The 13,163-nt window shown below is 43.5% G+C and carries 14 protein-coding genes; 5 read left to right on the forward strand and 9 right to left on the reverse strand.

Annotated features, from left to right (window positions below):
- Positions 1 to 31: 31 nt before the first annotated feature.
- From QUA78_RS15015 to QUA78_RS15030, 4 genes are all read right to left on the reverse strand, one after another.
- Positions 32 to 433, reverse strand: coding sequence for a DUF6876 family protein (locus QUA78_RS15015; protein WP_333398882.1), 402 nt, complete (start codon positions 431 to 433; stop codon positions 32 to 34).
- Between the two features lie 118 nt (positions 434 to 551).
- A complete protein-coding gene (locus QUA78_RS15020) occupies positions 552 to 2,129 on the reverse strand; it encodes an AAA family ATPase (RefSeq protein WP_333301042.1) in 1,578 nt (525 codons plus the stop codon).
- A gap of 226 nt (positions 2,130 to 2,355) precedes the next feature.
- Complete coding sequence (locus QUA78_RS15025) at positions 2,356 to 3,675, reverse strand: hypothetical protein (RefSeq protein ID WP_333301044.1); 1,320 nt, start codon at positions 3,673 to 3,675, stop codon at positions 2,356 to 2,358.
- Positions 3,676 to 3,780: 105 nt separating this feature from the next.
- Positions 3,781 to 4,260, reverse strand: a complete 480-nt coding sequence (locus QUA78_RS15030; protein ID WP_333301046.1) for a hypothetical protein — start codon at positions 4,258 to 4,260, stop codon at positions 3,781 to 3,783.
- 386 nt (positions 4,261 to 4,646) lie between these two features.
- On the opposite strand from QUA78_RS15030, the gene QUA78_RS15035 reads away from it, so the two are divergent.
- The 5 genes from QUA78_RS15035 to QUA78_RS15055 all read left to right on the forward strand — a co-directional run bounded on the left by QUA78_RS15035 (position 4,647) and on the right by QUA78_RS15055 (position 10,108).
- Positions 4,647 to 4,913: a hypothetical protein gene (locus QUA78_RS15035; RefSeq protein ID WP_333173982.1), complete on the forward strand. Its 267-nt coding sequence runs from the start codon at positions 4,647 to 4,649 to the stop codon at positions 4,911 to 4,913.
- Between the two features lie 16 nt (positions 4,914 to 4,929).
- Positions 4,930 to 5,292: a hypothetical protein gene (locus QUA78_RS15040; protein ID WP_333301047.1), complete on the forward strand. Its 363-nt coding sequence runs from the start codon at positions 4,930 to 4,932 to the stop codon at positions 5,290 to 5,292.
- An 11-nt stretch (positions 5,293 to 5,303) separates the two neighbouring features.
- Complete coding sequence (locus tag QUA78_RS15045; protein ID WP_333301049.1) at positions 5,304 to 8,846, forward strand: virulence-associated E family protein; 3,543 nt, start codon at positions 5,304 to 5,306, stop codon at positions 8,844 to 8,846.
- Positions 8,836 to 9,063, forward strand: coding sequence for an NblA/ycf18 family protein (locus QUA78_RS15050; protein WP_333301051.1), 228 nt, complete (start codon positions 8,836 to 8,838; stop codon positions 9,061 to 9,063). The genes QUA78_RS15045 and QUA78_RS15050 overlap by 11 nt, the downstream gene beginning before the upstream one ends.
- Before the next feature lie 613 nt (positions 9,064 to 9,676).
- Positions 9,677 to 10,108: a hypothetical protein gene (locus QUA78_RS15055; RefSeq protein WP_333301052.1), complete on the forward strand. Its 432-nt coding sequence runs from the start codon at positions 9,677 to 9,679 to the stop codon at positions 10,106 to 10,108.
- A gap of 59 nt (positions 10,109 to 10,167) precedes the next feature.
- On the opposite strand, the gene QUA78_RS15060 is transcribed toward QUA78_RS15055, so the two are convergent.
- From QUA78_RS15060 to QUA78_RS15080, 5 genes are all read right to left on the reverse strand, one after another.
- Positions 10,168 to 10,722 carry a hypothetical protein gene (locus QUA78_RS15060; protein WP_333301054.1) on the reverse strand — a complete coding sequence of 185 codons (555 nt, stop codon included), beginning with the start codon at positions 10,720 to 10,722 and terminating at the stop codon, positions 10,168 to 10,170.
- Positions 10,719 to 11,081 (reverse strand): hypothetical protein, encoded by a 363-nt coding sequence (locus QUA78_RS15065; protein ID WP_333301056.1) that lies wholly within the window; start codon positions 11,079 to 11,081, stop codon positions 10,719 to 10,721. Before QUA78_RS15065 ends, QUA78_RS15060 begins: the two co-directional genes overlap by 4 nt.
- A gap of 53 nt (positions 11,082 to 11,134) precedes the next feature.
- The gene (locus QUA78_RS15070; RefSeq protein WP_333301057.1) at positions 11,135 to 11,755 is read right to left on the reverse strand and encodes a hypothetical protein; all 621 of its coding nucleotides are present in this window, start codon (positions 11,753 to 11,755) and stop codon (positions 11,135 to 11,137) included.
- A 50-nt stretch (positions 11,756 to 11,805) separates the two neighbouring features.
- A complete protein-coding gene (locus QUA78_RS15075) occupies positions 11,806 to 12,333 on the reverse strand; it encodes a thermonuclease family protein (protein ID WP_333301059.1) in 528 nt (175 codons plus the stop codon).
- A 103-nt stretch (positions 12,334 to 12,436) separates the two neighbouring features.
- On the reverse strand, positions 12,437 to 12,901 hold the full coding sequence (locus QUA78_RS15080) for a hypothetical protein (protein ID WP_333398883.1): 465 nt from the start codon (positions 12,899 to 12,901) through the stop codon (positions 12,437 to 12,439).
- Positions 12,902 to 13,163: the final 262 nt, after the last annotated feature.

Genomic DNA, 13,163 nt, shown 5'->3' on the forward strand with positions numbered 1-13,163 from the left:
AGCAGGGGAAGACGGGACAGACTTTTAAGGCTTAATTTTCGTCAGGCAACAGAAGGATTTTCTCTTTTAGATAAAGCTTGATTTCTTTCAAGGGAAAATCAGTAAAAGGTATCTGCTGAATAATAGCGGGTTTCGTTGAGGCGGTGGGTGAATCTTCCCAACAGGTCAAAACCGCTGCATTGTGTCCTGTGGGCTTGATGAATTCATGCTCTTTCCCAACATGAAGGAACCAGAGTTGGAATTCTTTTAGCCTTTGATTTTTTAAAGCTTTTGGCTGATGAGAGGCGATCGCATCAATTAACCAAAAGCATTGAGTATTCTTAGCCAAGTATTGGACTCCCTCGGTGTAACAAAGACCAAGCCAGTGCTTGTAATATTGCTCAGTACCACAAAAGTGTTTTAGGTTCTGCAAGAGGGTGTCGGCATCCATCATTGCCATAATCTGATTCCACATTCAAAACATCACCCCCCCACAGCGAAGCATTACGTGACTTTTTCCTAACTTTCTTGCTAATTTCTCTAGTTTTAAAAAAGCTAGAGAAATCCAATAATTAATTATCGTCAACCTGAAGAAGGGAAAGACGAGAGTATGAATTTGGTTGTATTTGAACATCAGGAATGCTGGCGGATTTAGCACCCGATCGAATTGCCCAAGTTTTCAAATCGTCAATTTGCGATTCGGCAATCCGTGCCAGAGGGACGCAACCGACGATCGCACCGAGTAAGTCTTGTTGGCTGAACTCAACCCCAGCGCTGAACGCATTTTGCATCGCGTCGTAGACAACTTGCTCAATTTCAGCCCCAGAAAAATTTTTCGATTGCTCTGCCAGCAGCTTCAAATTGAAATCGCCTGACTTGACTCGATCGGGTCGGACGCGGGTGAGGTGAACTCGGAAAATTGCTTCCCGCTCTGTGAGATTCGGCAGGTCCACCCAAAACACCTCATCAATGCGGCCTTTCCGAATCAACTCGGCGGGGAGGATTTCGGCGCGGTTCGCGGTCATGACCACAAACACCGGCGCAGTTTTTTCTTGCATCCAAGTGAGTATCGTTCCAAATACTCGCTGGGAAGTGCCGGAGTCACCATCCATGCCACTGGTGATGTTGGCGAAGGCTTTATCAATTTCGTCAAGGAATAAAACGCATGGTGCGATCGCCTCGACTAGCTTAATTACCTGCCGGATGCGGTTTTCACTTTCCCCGACCATGCTGCCAAACACGCGACCGACATCGAGGCGCAGCAGGGGGAGTTTCCATTCCGTGGCGATCGTCTTGGCGAGGAGACTTTTGCCTGTACCCTGAATGCCAGCGAGTAAGACACCTTTTGGGTTTGGTAAACCATATTCGCGGGCTTGGTCAGTGAAGGAACGCGAGCGAGATTTGACCCACTGTTTGAGAATTTCGAGTCCGCCGACTACTTCCAACCCAGATTCAAGCGGGATAAATTCTAGGATGCCCGTCTCGCGGATGGTTTGGCGTTTCTCCTCGATGACCGCAGCTAGGGCGGTACTATCGACTTTGCCTCGTTTACCACGTACCAAACATTTGGCAAGGACGCGAGATATTCGGCACCGGGTCAGCCCCTGACAAGCTTTGATAAACTGCTGCCGTTGTTCGGCATTGAGTTTGAGGTCGGGGGGCTCGACTAATCGAGTGAGCAATTCTGATATCTCGTCGATGCCTGGTAAGGAGATATCTACCACAGTCGTTTCTTGAGACAGCTCTTGGGGAATTCGGAGTTGGTCGGAGAGGATGACGAGACAGCGGCGGTCGCGGGCAATTTGAAATGCCAGGTTTTTCAGTTCGCGGACGATCGCTAGTTGGTTCATAGCTATCTGACCATTGGCACCGGGGGCTATTAAACTCCCTAAATCCTTCATGACAAATACAGTGACTTGCTCCATTGGCGGCGCTTTACTGATGCGCTCCAGTGCTTGCATCGGGTTTCCCTTGCCCGTGCCATTATCTGTCCAGCCACGAGCAAAGTCCCAGAAATAGATTTGCCCCTCAACGGCTTTGACTACTTCGCACAAGATTTCTTCTGCTGGTTCTTCCTCCGGGCTTACCACCCACAGCAAAGGAAATCGCGCCAATAACATTAGCTGAATTTCTTTTTTTTGATCTATCATGTCTTTAATCCAATTATCAATTGCTAATTACTCTCTACCCAGCAATCGAGCTTTTGAGTCACCAATTTTGCTACAAGTCTTGAGCTACCCACCCAAGACTTATTAGATCTCTGAAAATACCCATTCTCCCTTCTAAGCTCAGTAACAGTAACAGCAACTGTTACTGAGCTTTTTGTTTCTATTCTGTTTCTGTTTCTGTTTCTGTTTCTGTTTCTGCTTCTGTTACTCATTGAGGCACAGCAACTTTTTGCCTTTTGTTTCTGGAAACAGGTTCAAATGACTTAGCTGAAGGTTCAACAGATTCAACAGACTCAACTGGTTCTGAACTAGAGTCAGAGATAGCAGGGTCAGAGTCAGAGTTAACGGGTTTTAAAAGAGGGTCAACAAAGTTTGAAACCGTTTCAGGGAGTAGTTCGTGGAGTATTTGAGGAAGTAATTCAGCTTGAGATTCAGAGGGAAATTCAGATTGAGCGACTTGAGTTTCAGCGAGACGTGCTTTCAAATCTTCAATTTCTTTAAGAGCATCCGACAAATCAGCATGGAGTGTTTCGTTTTCCACCATAAGCTGAGCATCAGTGACTAGCTCATCATCTGAATCATCTAAAACTCGATCGACTTGTAAAGCGCCACTAACTTTCTGTTGACTTTGCAGGTTAGTGATTGTTGTTGAAGCTTCTCTTAGCTGAGTTCTCACTTGTTCTAGTTGAGATTCAAGAACTTGTTTCTCACCAACTTGTGCTTGGAGAGTTTGGATTTGAGCATGAAGGCTAGAAACTTCACGTTCCCGTGCTTCGATTTGACCGTTGAGTTTAGAGATTTCAGAGATTCGATCGCGGGCTGCTGTTTTAAATTCAGCAACTTCCAGCAAACGTTGTTCGGAAACTGTAAGTTTTGCTTGTAATTCGCTGCGATCGGCTTGTAGGGAATCCAACCGATGACGAAATTCTTCAGAATCTGCCAATTGTTGCTTGTTCAGATTCATGTACGCTTCCCTCAGTTCATCGCGTTGGCGTTCGTACTCCCCTTTGTAAAAATTCAACTCGTACTGATTTTGAGGATAATCCTTGAGTTGTTGCCGAAGAATTTCGTTCTCCTGAGCGAGAGATTTCATTCGATCGCCTGAAATAACGGTATCTGCTTTTTGGTAAGCGAGACGGTAAATGGCAAATCCCATTTGCTTCATGACTGCCAGGATTTCTTCAGGCACTTCCGATTCATCAAGCAATCCGTCATCTACGGCTTCCAGCAACGCACTTGCTAAATCTTTTTCAGATTTTCCTTGCTTGAGGAGTGACAGATTATCTGATCGCCATTCCTTGACCAGTTTGCATACGGCGTCCGTACTGCCTCCAAAACCGTAGATTTCTTTGAGGGCTGCATTCACTGACCGGACTGCAATCCCTACACGATTTTTTTGAAGTGCAGCACAGGCAAAATCCACCATTTCTCGGTTAATTCCTGTGTATCCTGGGTTCGGCTTCTTGTGATTATCTAAGTCAAAACCCGATAAGTCAAGGCTGGTAAACGTTGTCGGTAATTTTGCCATTGCTACTCATTGGTAAATAGTGCTGGTAACTTACTTACCAATATACACTATTTACCAATAGTGGTAAATACATTTATTAAAAAGTCATAAGAGAAATAGAAGAATTCAGGAGGCAATCCGCTCGGCAATAACCTGGAGTACAACAGCAAGCTCCTCCTTTGAAATAGTACGAACTTGCTGTACGAGTTCTTGCAATGGGGTGGGTTTGCGCTTCCCCGCAAGGAGTAGCTTCAATTCTTCAAGAGTTTCACCTCTGAATTTAGCGACACGTTCCAAATTTTCCAGGTCGGGAACCCCTTCTAGCTTCTCCCAAGATATTAGGGTCGGATGAGTTACGCCCAACAGGCGACCAAATGCTCGGTATGGCCGATTTGCACGCATTTCATAGATCAGCTCAGCAAATTTTTTCCTGGCGCGATCATCCATCATATATCGCTGAGGTTCTCTCTGGCTGTCGCTTTCAGAGTTTTCCGAATCATTTTGAGAAGGATTGGGAGGATGTTGCACCTGGAGGGAAGACTCACTTTCCACATCTGGATAGTCGCCCTCCGAAAAACGAAATTTGATATGAGATGGGGTATCCATTTGGTAAATAAGGTATTATTGTGGTAAATACGCATGGTAAGAGAGTTACCAAGCATCCTATTCGCAGGTACAAGGCACAGAGCACAGGGAAAGGTAAGCAAACTCAAGCTAGTAATAGCTTAAGACATAGAGACATTGAGTTAATCACATTCTGAGCTGTTCGGAACCTTAGTTTGCTTTGAGCTGTTCTGGATTCTCAATCACCACACCCTTAAATGCTTTGCGGTCTTAGCCTGTCCTGACATTGAAACAGGTACTACGTCCGCCTTACTTTAGCGTAACAACTTAGCCGTACATTAGCAAAGCTCCATCATTCTTCTTCGAGCTTGGCATATTTTGCTTGCAATGCACGGGCAACCATAACACGCAGTCAGGAAATTTTAAGCGTGGACAGCTACCAATCTCTTACTCACTATTTCTTTTATATGATGACAGAATCACTAAGCTCAACAGTGCTAACTGTGTTAGCGGATACCAACAATTTGCCAGAGAAAGTAAAAAAAACTAAGCGAACTTTATTAATTTCTGAAGAAATTGACCACAAAGTTCGTGTTTTTGCAGCGCACAAAAGAATTAGTGTCGGTTCTTTAGTTGAAGCTGCTCTAGTTCTTTACTTTTCTCAGAATCTCTCTCAACAAAATACTGAAATGTAATAGAGCAGAGGTTCTGATGACAATAAACGGATGGTGCCACACCAATTACCACAAAGATGGTAAACGTCGTTTTGCGAAGTTGACTGGCGGTTTTTGCTGTGAATGTATAGCAGATCAACTGGCTCAAGCGACTGAATCACTTAATGAACCAGTCGCTGAATCTAAAACACCACAAAAAACTGCACAACAGAAGAAGAAAACAGCCGATCGAAGGAAAATTACTTGTCTTCAACAACAAATTGTTGATATGGAGGTAGAACGCAACCATCTAACTGCCGAAATAGACCGTTTGCAATTTAAATTGCAGACTCTTATCAACTCTTTGAATCAATCGAAAGTTGAAAAATCAGGAATAAAATCAGGAGTAGCAAAGACGTGAGTAATAAAATCGTGATTGATCGTGAATTAGCAGAAAAACATCTCAATTACCTGGGATATCAGCCAGGGGAAGCTTTTCTGAGATTTTTCTATTATTCCACAGACGATCGTAAGAAAAAGGATAAAGGGCGCAAACTCTCTGACCTAAACTGGCAACAAATTGAACAATATCAAACAGATGATCGCGGTGTCTATGTAGTCGTCAACGGCGCTGGCGGCACTGGTCACACCGATGCTGATATCACCCGTTGTTGCGGTATTTTCTGCGAATGGGACGATATACCGCTGGCTGAACAATTTGAAAAATGGAGTGCTGTAAACTTTGTAGAGCCGACGTTCACCATATTTAGCGGTGATAAGTCGATGCAGCCGTATTGGCTGTTTGAGGAGCCTATTACACCGGAACAGTGGCGCGAACTGCAAGTGCTTCTCATCGAGATCATGGAAGCTGATGAAAGTAATAAAAATCCTAGTAGGGTGTTTCGCCTAGCAGGGGGTTGGCACGTCAAACCCGATCGCCAACCAGTCAAGTCAGAAATTGTCAGTGAATCAGGTATTCGATACAATTACAATGATTTGCGGGAACGTCTCATTAGATTATTCCGGGAACTTGAGCAAAGAAGAAAGGAGGAGCGAAATCAGCAAAACTTACTCGACTTATTAGTCAATTCTTCTAGACCGATAAGTATTGAAAATACCGCTAACGGTACAGGAAGTCCGAGTACGTCAACAGCAACACTTATAAAGCCGACAGAAACTCTCCCCGCGCCAGGAACCAAAAAGATAAAATTTAAGGATCTTAAGGTTCCGGTGCCGATCGCCATACCCTTGGATTCCGCTTTGGGCAAGGCTAAGGTTTATTTGAATGGCGTCGAAACTCGAAGAAATACATCAATGGCAATGCTCGCCAGAGATTTACTTGGAGTTCAGACAGAGTTCCAGCGACTTGGACAACTTACAGATGATGATGCTTATACATTGTTTCTGGATGCTTGTCGCCGTTGTTCACCCGGTGGCGGATGGGATGAGGATGAATGGCAGCAGGTGTGGGATTCGGCTCTTAAATCCAACCCCATATCTTCTATCAAACACTATATTCCTGATGGAGTAGAAAGCTGCATCAAAGGCGTATACTGGCGCTTTCTCAAAGCTCAGCAACCCTTTGATTTAGGTTTCTCACCGGAATCTGATTCTACTTCTCTTCCTAATTCTGTTCCTGATTCTGTTGCTGATTCTGTTCCTGCTTCTGTTGCTGAGTTAGAAAATCAAAAGTCATCGGGTTTCAATATTTTCAATTCTGATGACAAGATGATTCAGGATTACAAAAAGTTGAATAGACATTTTGGGAAGCGGATCAGGCTAAACACACTCAGCAAACGAATCGAAATAGATGGGAAACCAGTATCTCTCGATCGAGTCCGGCTTCAACTCGCAATCAGACACGGAGTATTGGCTCGATCGAGTAGAGAAGATGTCCAAGACATTCTCACAGAAATAGCCGTGGAAAATCAATATTCACCTATTCAAGAGTATCTAAATTCTCTGCCAGTGGCTTCAGATACTTCGATTTTAGATAGTCTGGCTGCAAAATACTTTGGTGTTAACGATCCAATTTATGAAATGTTCGTCCGCAAAACATTAATTGGCGCTGTCAAGCGGACTTTTGAGCCAGGCTGCAAAATAGACACAGTTCTGATTTTGCAAGGGAAGCAGGGCTATAGAAAGTCCACTTTTTTTAAGATACTTGCGGGAGACAAATACTTTGACGATTCTCTGGGGACTGTCTCTGATAAAGATGAAAGACTCAAATTGCACCAAGCTTGGTTTGTTGAATGGGCAGAACTAGAAAGTATTTTCAGACGGCGCGATGTCAGCGCAACCAAAGCTTTTTTATCCACCGGGACAGACAAAATTCGACCGCCATATTGCCGAGATATTGAAGACTTCAACCGACCCAGCATCATTGTCGCAACCACCAACAAGCAAGAATTTCTCGCTGATGAAACAGGCAACCGCCGATTCTGGGTAATCCCAGTCCAACACCGGATCGATACCAAACGGTTAAAGAGAGAACGAGATGATATTTGGGCTGCTGCGATGCTGGCTTACCAATCTGGTGAAGAACCTTGCCTCGATTATGAAAATGAAGAGACTGCCGAGCACGTTGCTCAAGAGTTTCAGTCATCAGATCCCTGGGAAGATGTCATCGAAAATTTTATCGAGCACCGGGGATATGTTCAGCTTAGCGATCTGCTCACTCATCTCCAAGTTGACCTGAGCAGACAAGAGCGATCTCACCAAATGCGCTGTACCGCTATCCTCAAGAAATTTGGCTGGGAGCGAGAGTTCCGATCGATATCCAATAAACGAGTTCGAGTTTGGTGCAAAACTGAACCCATTCCCGAACCCGTTCCCGAACCCGTCGCTGTTGGTGAAAATGAGGTTGATTCAATCCCTGTTGAGGCTGCTGATCAACCTCAAGTTTTGAAAATCGACAAAAAAAACGAGGTCGATCGTAAGGTTGATCTCCTTACTACGTCTGGGTTTGATCAACCTGATCAACCTGATCATCCTATTTCTCAAACTTTACTAATTTCTGAGCAGACTGTTTACCCAACCTCCGAGCTAACCTCCGAGCTAACTTCTGAACCAACTTCCGATCCGAGCGCTAATTTGATTTCCGATCCGAGCGCTGAGTTGAAAAATGAGGCGACGGCAGCAGAAGATTTGCAAAGTTTGGGTAAAAAGGTTGATCAGGTTGATCGGGTCGATCAAAACCTTACAGAGCAAGGCTTTGATTCCGATCGACCTACCGAAAATGAGGTTGATCTTTCAAAAAATGAGGTTGATCAGCAAACTCAGCAACAAAGAGAAGAAGCTGACCTACTCCAATATATTCGGACAGTGCTCGAAGCCGGCGACCCGGAATTAGCCAGAAATATCCAGGGCATTCTCAAGGAAGTTTGCGGTGCAGGTGTTGCCGATCGCCAGAAAGTCTGGAATGCGCTGACCGAAACCGAAAAAGCTGCTTTCACAACCTTACTTGCAGCCCCTGAACCCGAAACTCCCGAAACCCCCGAAACCCCCGAAACCCCCGAAACCCCCGAAACCCCCGAAACCCCCGAAACCATAGACGAACCAACCAGACCAACATCTGAACTCACATCTGAACTTGTAGAGGAACTCGCAGAGGAACCCATACCGGCCACGCCAGCCGAAACTATAAGTGAACCGACAGCAACATCAAATTCTGCGCCCACACCTGAACCTGTAGCCGAGCAATTAATTAGTGAAGAAGATGCAGAGAAACTGCGGGAATTAGCATTGATTTGGTGGAATGAATACTATCCCGAACAGTTGCAGGCTCTCTTGACACAAATGTATGCCTGGAAAGCGCCAGGAAACAAATATGAAACGGCTGTGATAGTTCAATGGCTGAAGGGAGAAGAAGATTTAATTCGCGATCGAATCACGCAATTGATATCGCTCAAAAATAACAATTCTCTAACAGACTCTCTAACGGACAAGGAAACAGATACAGATTATGACGAATGAAAGAATAGAGGAAGATGAAAGTCAATCGAATAAACTCTCAACTGAACTTACGGTTGAACAACAATTTGAACTCAAAGTTTATTCTGATAAAACTCAATCACTCTCTGCTGAGGAAGCCCAGATATTGCTCATCGAAATGGTTCGCAGAAACATGATTAAAGATAATGTTATTAAACATTTAATTAATCATCATGACGGTGATAATCACCATTTTTAGGCTGGCTGTTAAGAGTTTCAATAGAAATTCTTATACGGTTATGGCGACAAAATTTTGTCCTAGCAATACTGCGGGTCAATATTTAGATGAGTAAAGGTGGAATGTAGGAATTTCAGAAAGTTTTGCAGTCGATCGTACTTCCTCCAGCGCTCGTAAAAATTGGCTTATCTTTATGCTCAGCTTGCCACTTTTCAGGTCGGCGATCGAGCAGTAATTTTTGTTCTGCCCGACAGCTTGGGGGCCTCAGTTTTTTCCATACCCGTTTAAAGGTTCGCCGAGCCAAATGCGCTCGAACAGTGCGACCATCTCAGGGCTGCTGCTTCCCTGGCTTAAGCTTTTGGGTGTCTCGCAACCAGTTCTCTAAACTTCTTGACGACTCTCTGAGAAACAGAGAAACACGCTTTGTTTCCGAAAAACAGAGAAACGTGTTTCTGTAACCTAAGATATTTAACTCGATTTTACGGCGCTTGTACTCGATACATGGGTCAAAGAGGTCAGAAACAGAAAAGGATTCTTGTTTCTGAGACTTGTACTTGGCAAGGGAGGTCAAAGTTGTTGCTGGCAAGGTCGAGTTCGATTGTCAAAGCTTTAGTTTCAGCAGTTTTGCAATTGGTTGGCTGATGTTAATGGCAATGCCAGTGGGGAAGTTAAAGAATTGTTTGGAGCAGCAAAAGTATATTCTACTTCTCAAAATTCAGAGACAAGTAGAGTACCAAAAGTTACTTCAGAAGTGTCAGAAGTACACAATAATAACCCTTATAGCTTTATTTTTGCACTAACGGAACAGGAACGATCGAAGGTTCTGGTAGCAGTTATAAAATTTTTCTCACAAGTACAAATCGCTTCTGGAGAAGTAATTACTTTAATATCGACTAATCCTGATCGAGCGCTTTGGCTGGGAATTAAGCTCATCAAAAAAAGTATGACTGCAACCATTAGAGAGGTGCTTAATTTCGGGAGTGGGGGAAAGAAGTTTAACCGAGGAAAAGCTTATTATGAGGAGCTGGCAAACTACTACGGGGATTTTAAAGAAGAAGTGTTTTAAAATAAAAAGCCTGCTGAAACAGGCTAATAAAAAATTATTTGAGTGAGAACGTTCAGGATTTAGCAGGAACCAGAAAGAGAATCAGATTTCACAGGAGAATTAGAGTCAGATTTTGTATCTAAGGTTTTTGACCGTTTACGAGTTCTTCTTTTTCCTCGGCAGCCGTGAGATTCATTTATTCCTTTTTGTCCTTGATTGCCTCCTTGCGTGTGTTCTTGATGGTAATTTTCTTGCTTTGGTTGCCCGATGTACTTAGAGTGATACTGAGTTTGGTTTGGTACTTTATACGGAGTTTCATACTGAACTCTGCCCGGAATTTCTTTCGGTGCCTTTGGTGGTATTTCCGAAGGTGGCTCATAGTAGGGGTCATTATATGGTGGTGCATCATAGGGAGCAAAATCTAGTGCGGAATAATTAGGAGGCTTATGAGGATTAGATTTGGAAATCTCATACTTATTAGTGATGACTCCTAACGCAATTGTAGCTAAGCCACTAATGAAAAGTCCATCATCCTGCGAAATTCGGTTTGTGAAGACTGAAAGCTGGGCAATTCCGGCAACAACGCCAAAAATAGTAGCTAAGAGGTCAGGCAGTGTCTGAGGTATCAGTTTCATGATAAAAAGTCCGTATTTTCTTCAGGTGATTCCTGGTCTAAAGCGCAAACAAGTTGGCAGTAATCGGGATCTTCAAAGGCAGATTCGATGTACTCTACGCGGGCTTCAAGATTAGTAATTCGGCTGGAGTTGCGATCGGTGACTCTCTGAAATTGACTGGAAAGGATAATTTGCGATCGTTCAAATCGGTTGTCAACGCTGATAGTAAGTTCTTTAAATCGGTTGTCAACATAGATTGCAAACTCTTTCATACGAAAGTTAATATCCGTTTGAATTTGACGAGCAGCTATGTAAAAAGTCAGCGATGCAATAGCGCTGATAACCGAAATGATGCTAACAAATAAATTGAGATGCTCCATACCCCTTACTAATTGCTGGTAAAGTTTGGTTGAGAATTGAATGAGCCGAAAGTTTAGCGGAGTTTGGTTCGATCGATAATAGTCGTCGGGAAAACGAAGCCTGAATCGAACAAGTAGCGCCGATCGTTTTTCACCCTCGCCATAAAGTCGAGATGTTCCTCCCAGAGCCGACCAATCAAACAGCCTGCTGAGGCATCACGAATGTCGTTAACGGGATATGAAAATCCCCAGTGCTGGTTTATGCCGAAGTAACCCCACTCGATTCGATCGCCGGTGCGCTTCATGTCGCGGTTGTAATCGCGGTGCACCTTCACTTCGCCGACCTGGATGAGAGATTCATGAGGGTTCGAGTAACCATGCAACCCCACCTGCCAAGCCACATACTGCCCGAATCCGATTCGAGCCGCCCCCTTCGGGTTCATCGGATTGTCGGTGTAGTAGTAACCTGGCTCGGTGCTTGCAATCCAAATCCCTTCGATGACGGGTTGGAATTTGTCATTGAAGGCAATAATTATCCTCAGATCGTTGAAATAATTGGGTCGATCGTCATTGCCAATCCCATTTACATCACTGCCTTCGACATAGACAATGTTCTTCTCTCCTCGTCCTCGCGAAATTTCATAGTCCTCTTGCTCCATGTACTGGATGATTCTTTGAGCGAATGTCATCGTCATTTTCTATTTCCGGTTTAGCTAATTTATCTGATGCTAAAATACGCCCAAGCTTAGAGCGCTAATTTCTTGAATTCATAGGGCAAAATCATGTTTGATTGACCCCAAAGTCCGATTTTTTTCCGATTGGCTGTCGCAGCAGCCCCTATAATAGATCGCAACAATGCGGATTCTCTCACGTTGTATATATGGCGATTAAAAGGCAACCGAGAAACGGCTAAACCAGATTGAGCGAGTTTGACTTGGACATTGCTAGAGAGAAGTAGATTGTCCAGGTAAACATCACAAACCCATCGTTGGTATTGGTCAAGCTCATAAGGAATAGCAATTAGCGCTCGGTTTTGAAGCATATTCGTCAGCGCTAATTTGGCTTTTTCTGCCCATTCCCAATGCTTAAGAATTAGCGGGTCAGAGCTAGTTTTACCGGGTTTCTGAGATTCAGGGGTGTCGATCCATTGCGATCGACAGACGATAGATTGGCTCTCAGTGCCGGTTGGAGATATTAATTTCAGGTTGAAACTATCTCCATCGTAGATAAAGCCTACTTCTGCTTTGTAGACCTTTCCTTTAATTATTTCCATGTCAGAAAACCCTAAAGCTTTATTTTAAATGAGCTATAGGGTTTTTTGCCATCAGTAAATTCCGATCAATTTGTAGCTTGTAAGGTGTGTCAGCGCTATCGTTTTAGCAATTTACATATATGAGTTTAATCCATATTCTCTTTGCGTTCTTCCATCGTTTACCTTCACCAGCCTCTAAAACTCTCCAGTGTCCGCGTCTCCAGTGTGCAATTGGTGATGAATAAATTTTCTTTATTTCTGACTTTTTATTTTCTTCTTTTTCTTCTACTATAACTTCTTCAAGAGTTTCTAAAGAATCGGAGTGTGGAATAGAAAAACCTTTCCCAAGCCAACGAGGAAATCGATCGACAGTTTTAGATTTGTGTAATTTTTCTCCAAATCCTTTAGGAGATGGTAAATCTTTTTTATCTATCTCGCTAATTAGAGAAGGAAGAAATTCAAGAGTCAACAGAATATTGATGACCAGATTCCTTAAACGTTTGATGAGAATTCTATCTTCAGGAGTAAGAGCATCAAGTCCAATATCAGAATTTTCGTCATAAATCAAAGTGTCTCCATTTTCTGACACCGCAGTGCCGGAAGTCCACACAGTTTCGTGATTATCTATTGTAGAATATTGAAAGTATAAAGGATAACTTAGTTTAAACGGATGAATCGAGATATCTCTCCAAGTCGCTGAATTCCATTCAGGATGATTGATAAGCTGTTTCGCATTAAAAATGGTATAATAATAAATCACAAGCCACAGAAAAACCAGAAGTATGCCAGCCAAAAATCATCTAAATGCAGAGCAAGTCAAAAAGCTTCAACAAGCATTAAAACAAGAAGAA

The organism is Microcoleus sp. K4-B3, from assembly GCF_036704615.1.
Classification (GTDB): Bacteria; Cyanobacteriota; Cyanobacteriia; order Cyanobacteriales; family Microcoleaceae; genus Microcoleus.

Excerpts from the sequence above, each read along its gene's own strand:
- QUA78_RS15030 (WP_333301046.1), bottom strand. The coding sequence starts at position 4,260 with ATGGATACCCCATCTCATATCAAATTTCGTTTTTCGGAGGGCGACTAT.
- QUA78_RS15025 (WP_333301044.1), bottom strand. The coding sequence starts at position 3,675 with ATGGCAAAATTACCGACAACGTTTACCAGCCTTGACTTATCGGGTTTT.
- QUA78_RS15050 (WP_333301051.1), top strand. The coding sequence starts at position 8,836 with ATGACGAATGAAAGAATAGAGGAAGATGAAAGTCAATCGAATAAACTC.
- QUA78_RS15020 (WP_333301042.1), bottom strand. The coding sequence starts at position 2,129 with ATGATAGATCAAAAAAAAGAAATTCAGCTAATGTTATTGGCGCGATTT.
- QUA78_RS15060 (WP_333301054.1), bottom strand. The coding sequence starts at position 10,722 with ATGAAACTGATACCTCAGACACTGCCTGACCTCTTAGCTACTATTTTT.
- QUA78_RS15065 (WP_333301056.1), bottom strand. The coding sequence starts at position 11,081 with ATGGAGCATCTCAATTTATTTGTTAGCATCATTTCGGTTATCAGCGCT.
- QUA78_RS15015 (WP_333398882.1), bottom strand. The coding sequence starts at position 433 with ATGATGGATGCCGACACCCTCTTGCAGAACCTAAAACACTTTTGTGGT.
- QUA78_RS15040 (WP_333301047.1), top strand. The coding sequence starts at position 4,930 with ATGACAATAAACGGATGGTGCCACACCAATTACCACAAAGATGGTAAA.
- QUA78_RS15075 (WP_333301059.1), bottom strand. The coding sequence starts at position 12,333 with ATGGAAATAATTAAAGGAAAGGTCTACAAAGCAGAAGTAGGCTTTATC.
- QUA78_RS15070 (WP_333301057.1), bottom strand. The coding sequence starts at position 11,755 with ATGACGATGACATTCGCTCAAAGAATCATCCAGTACATGGAGCAAGAG.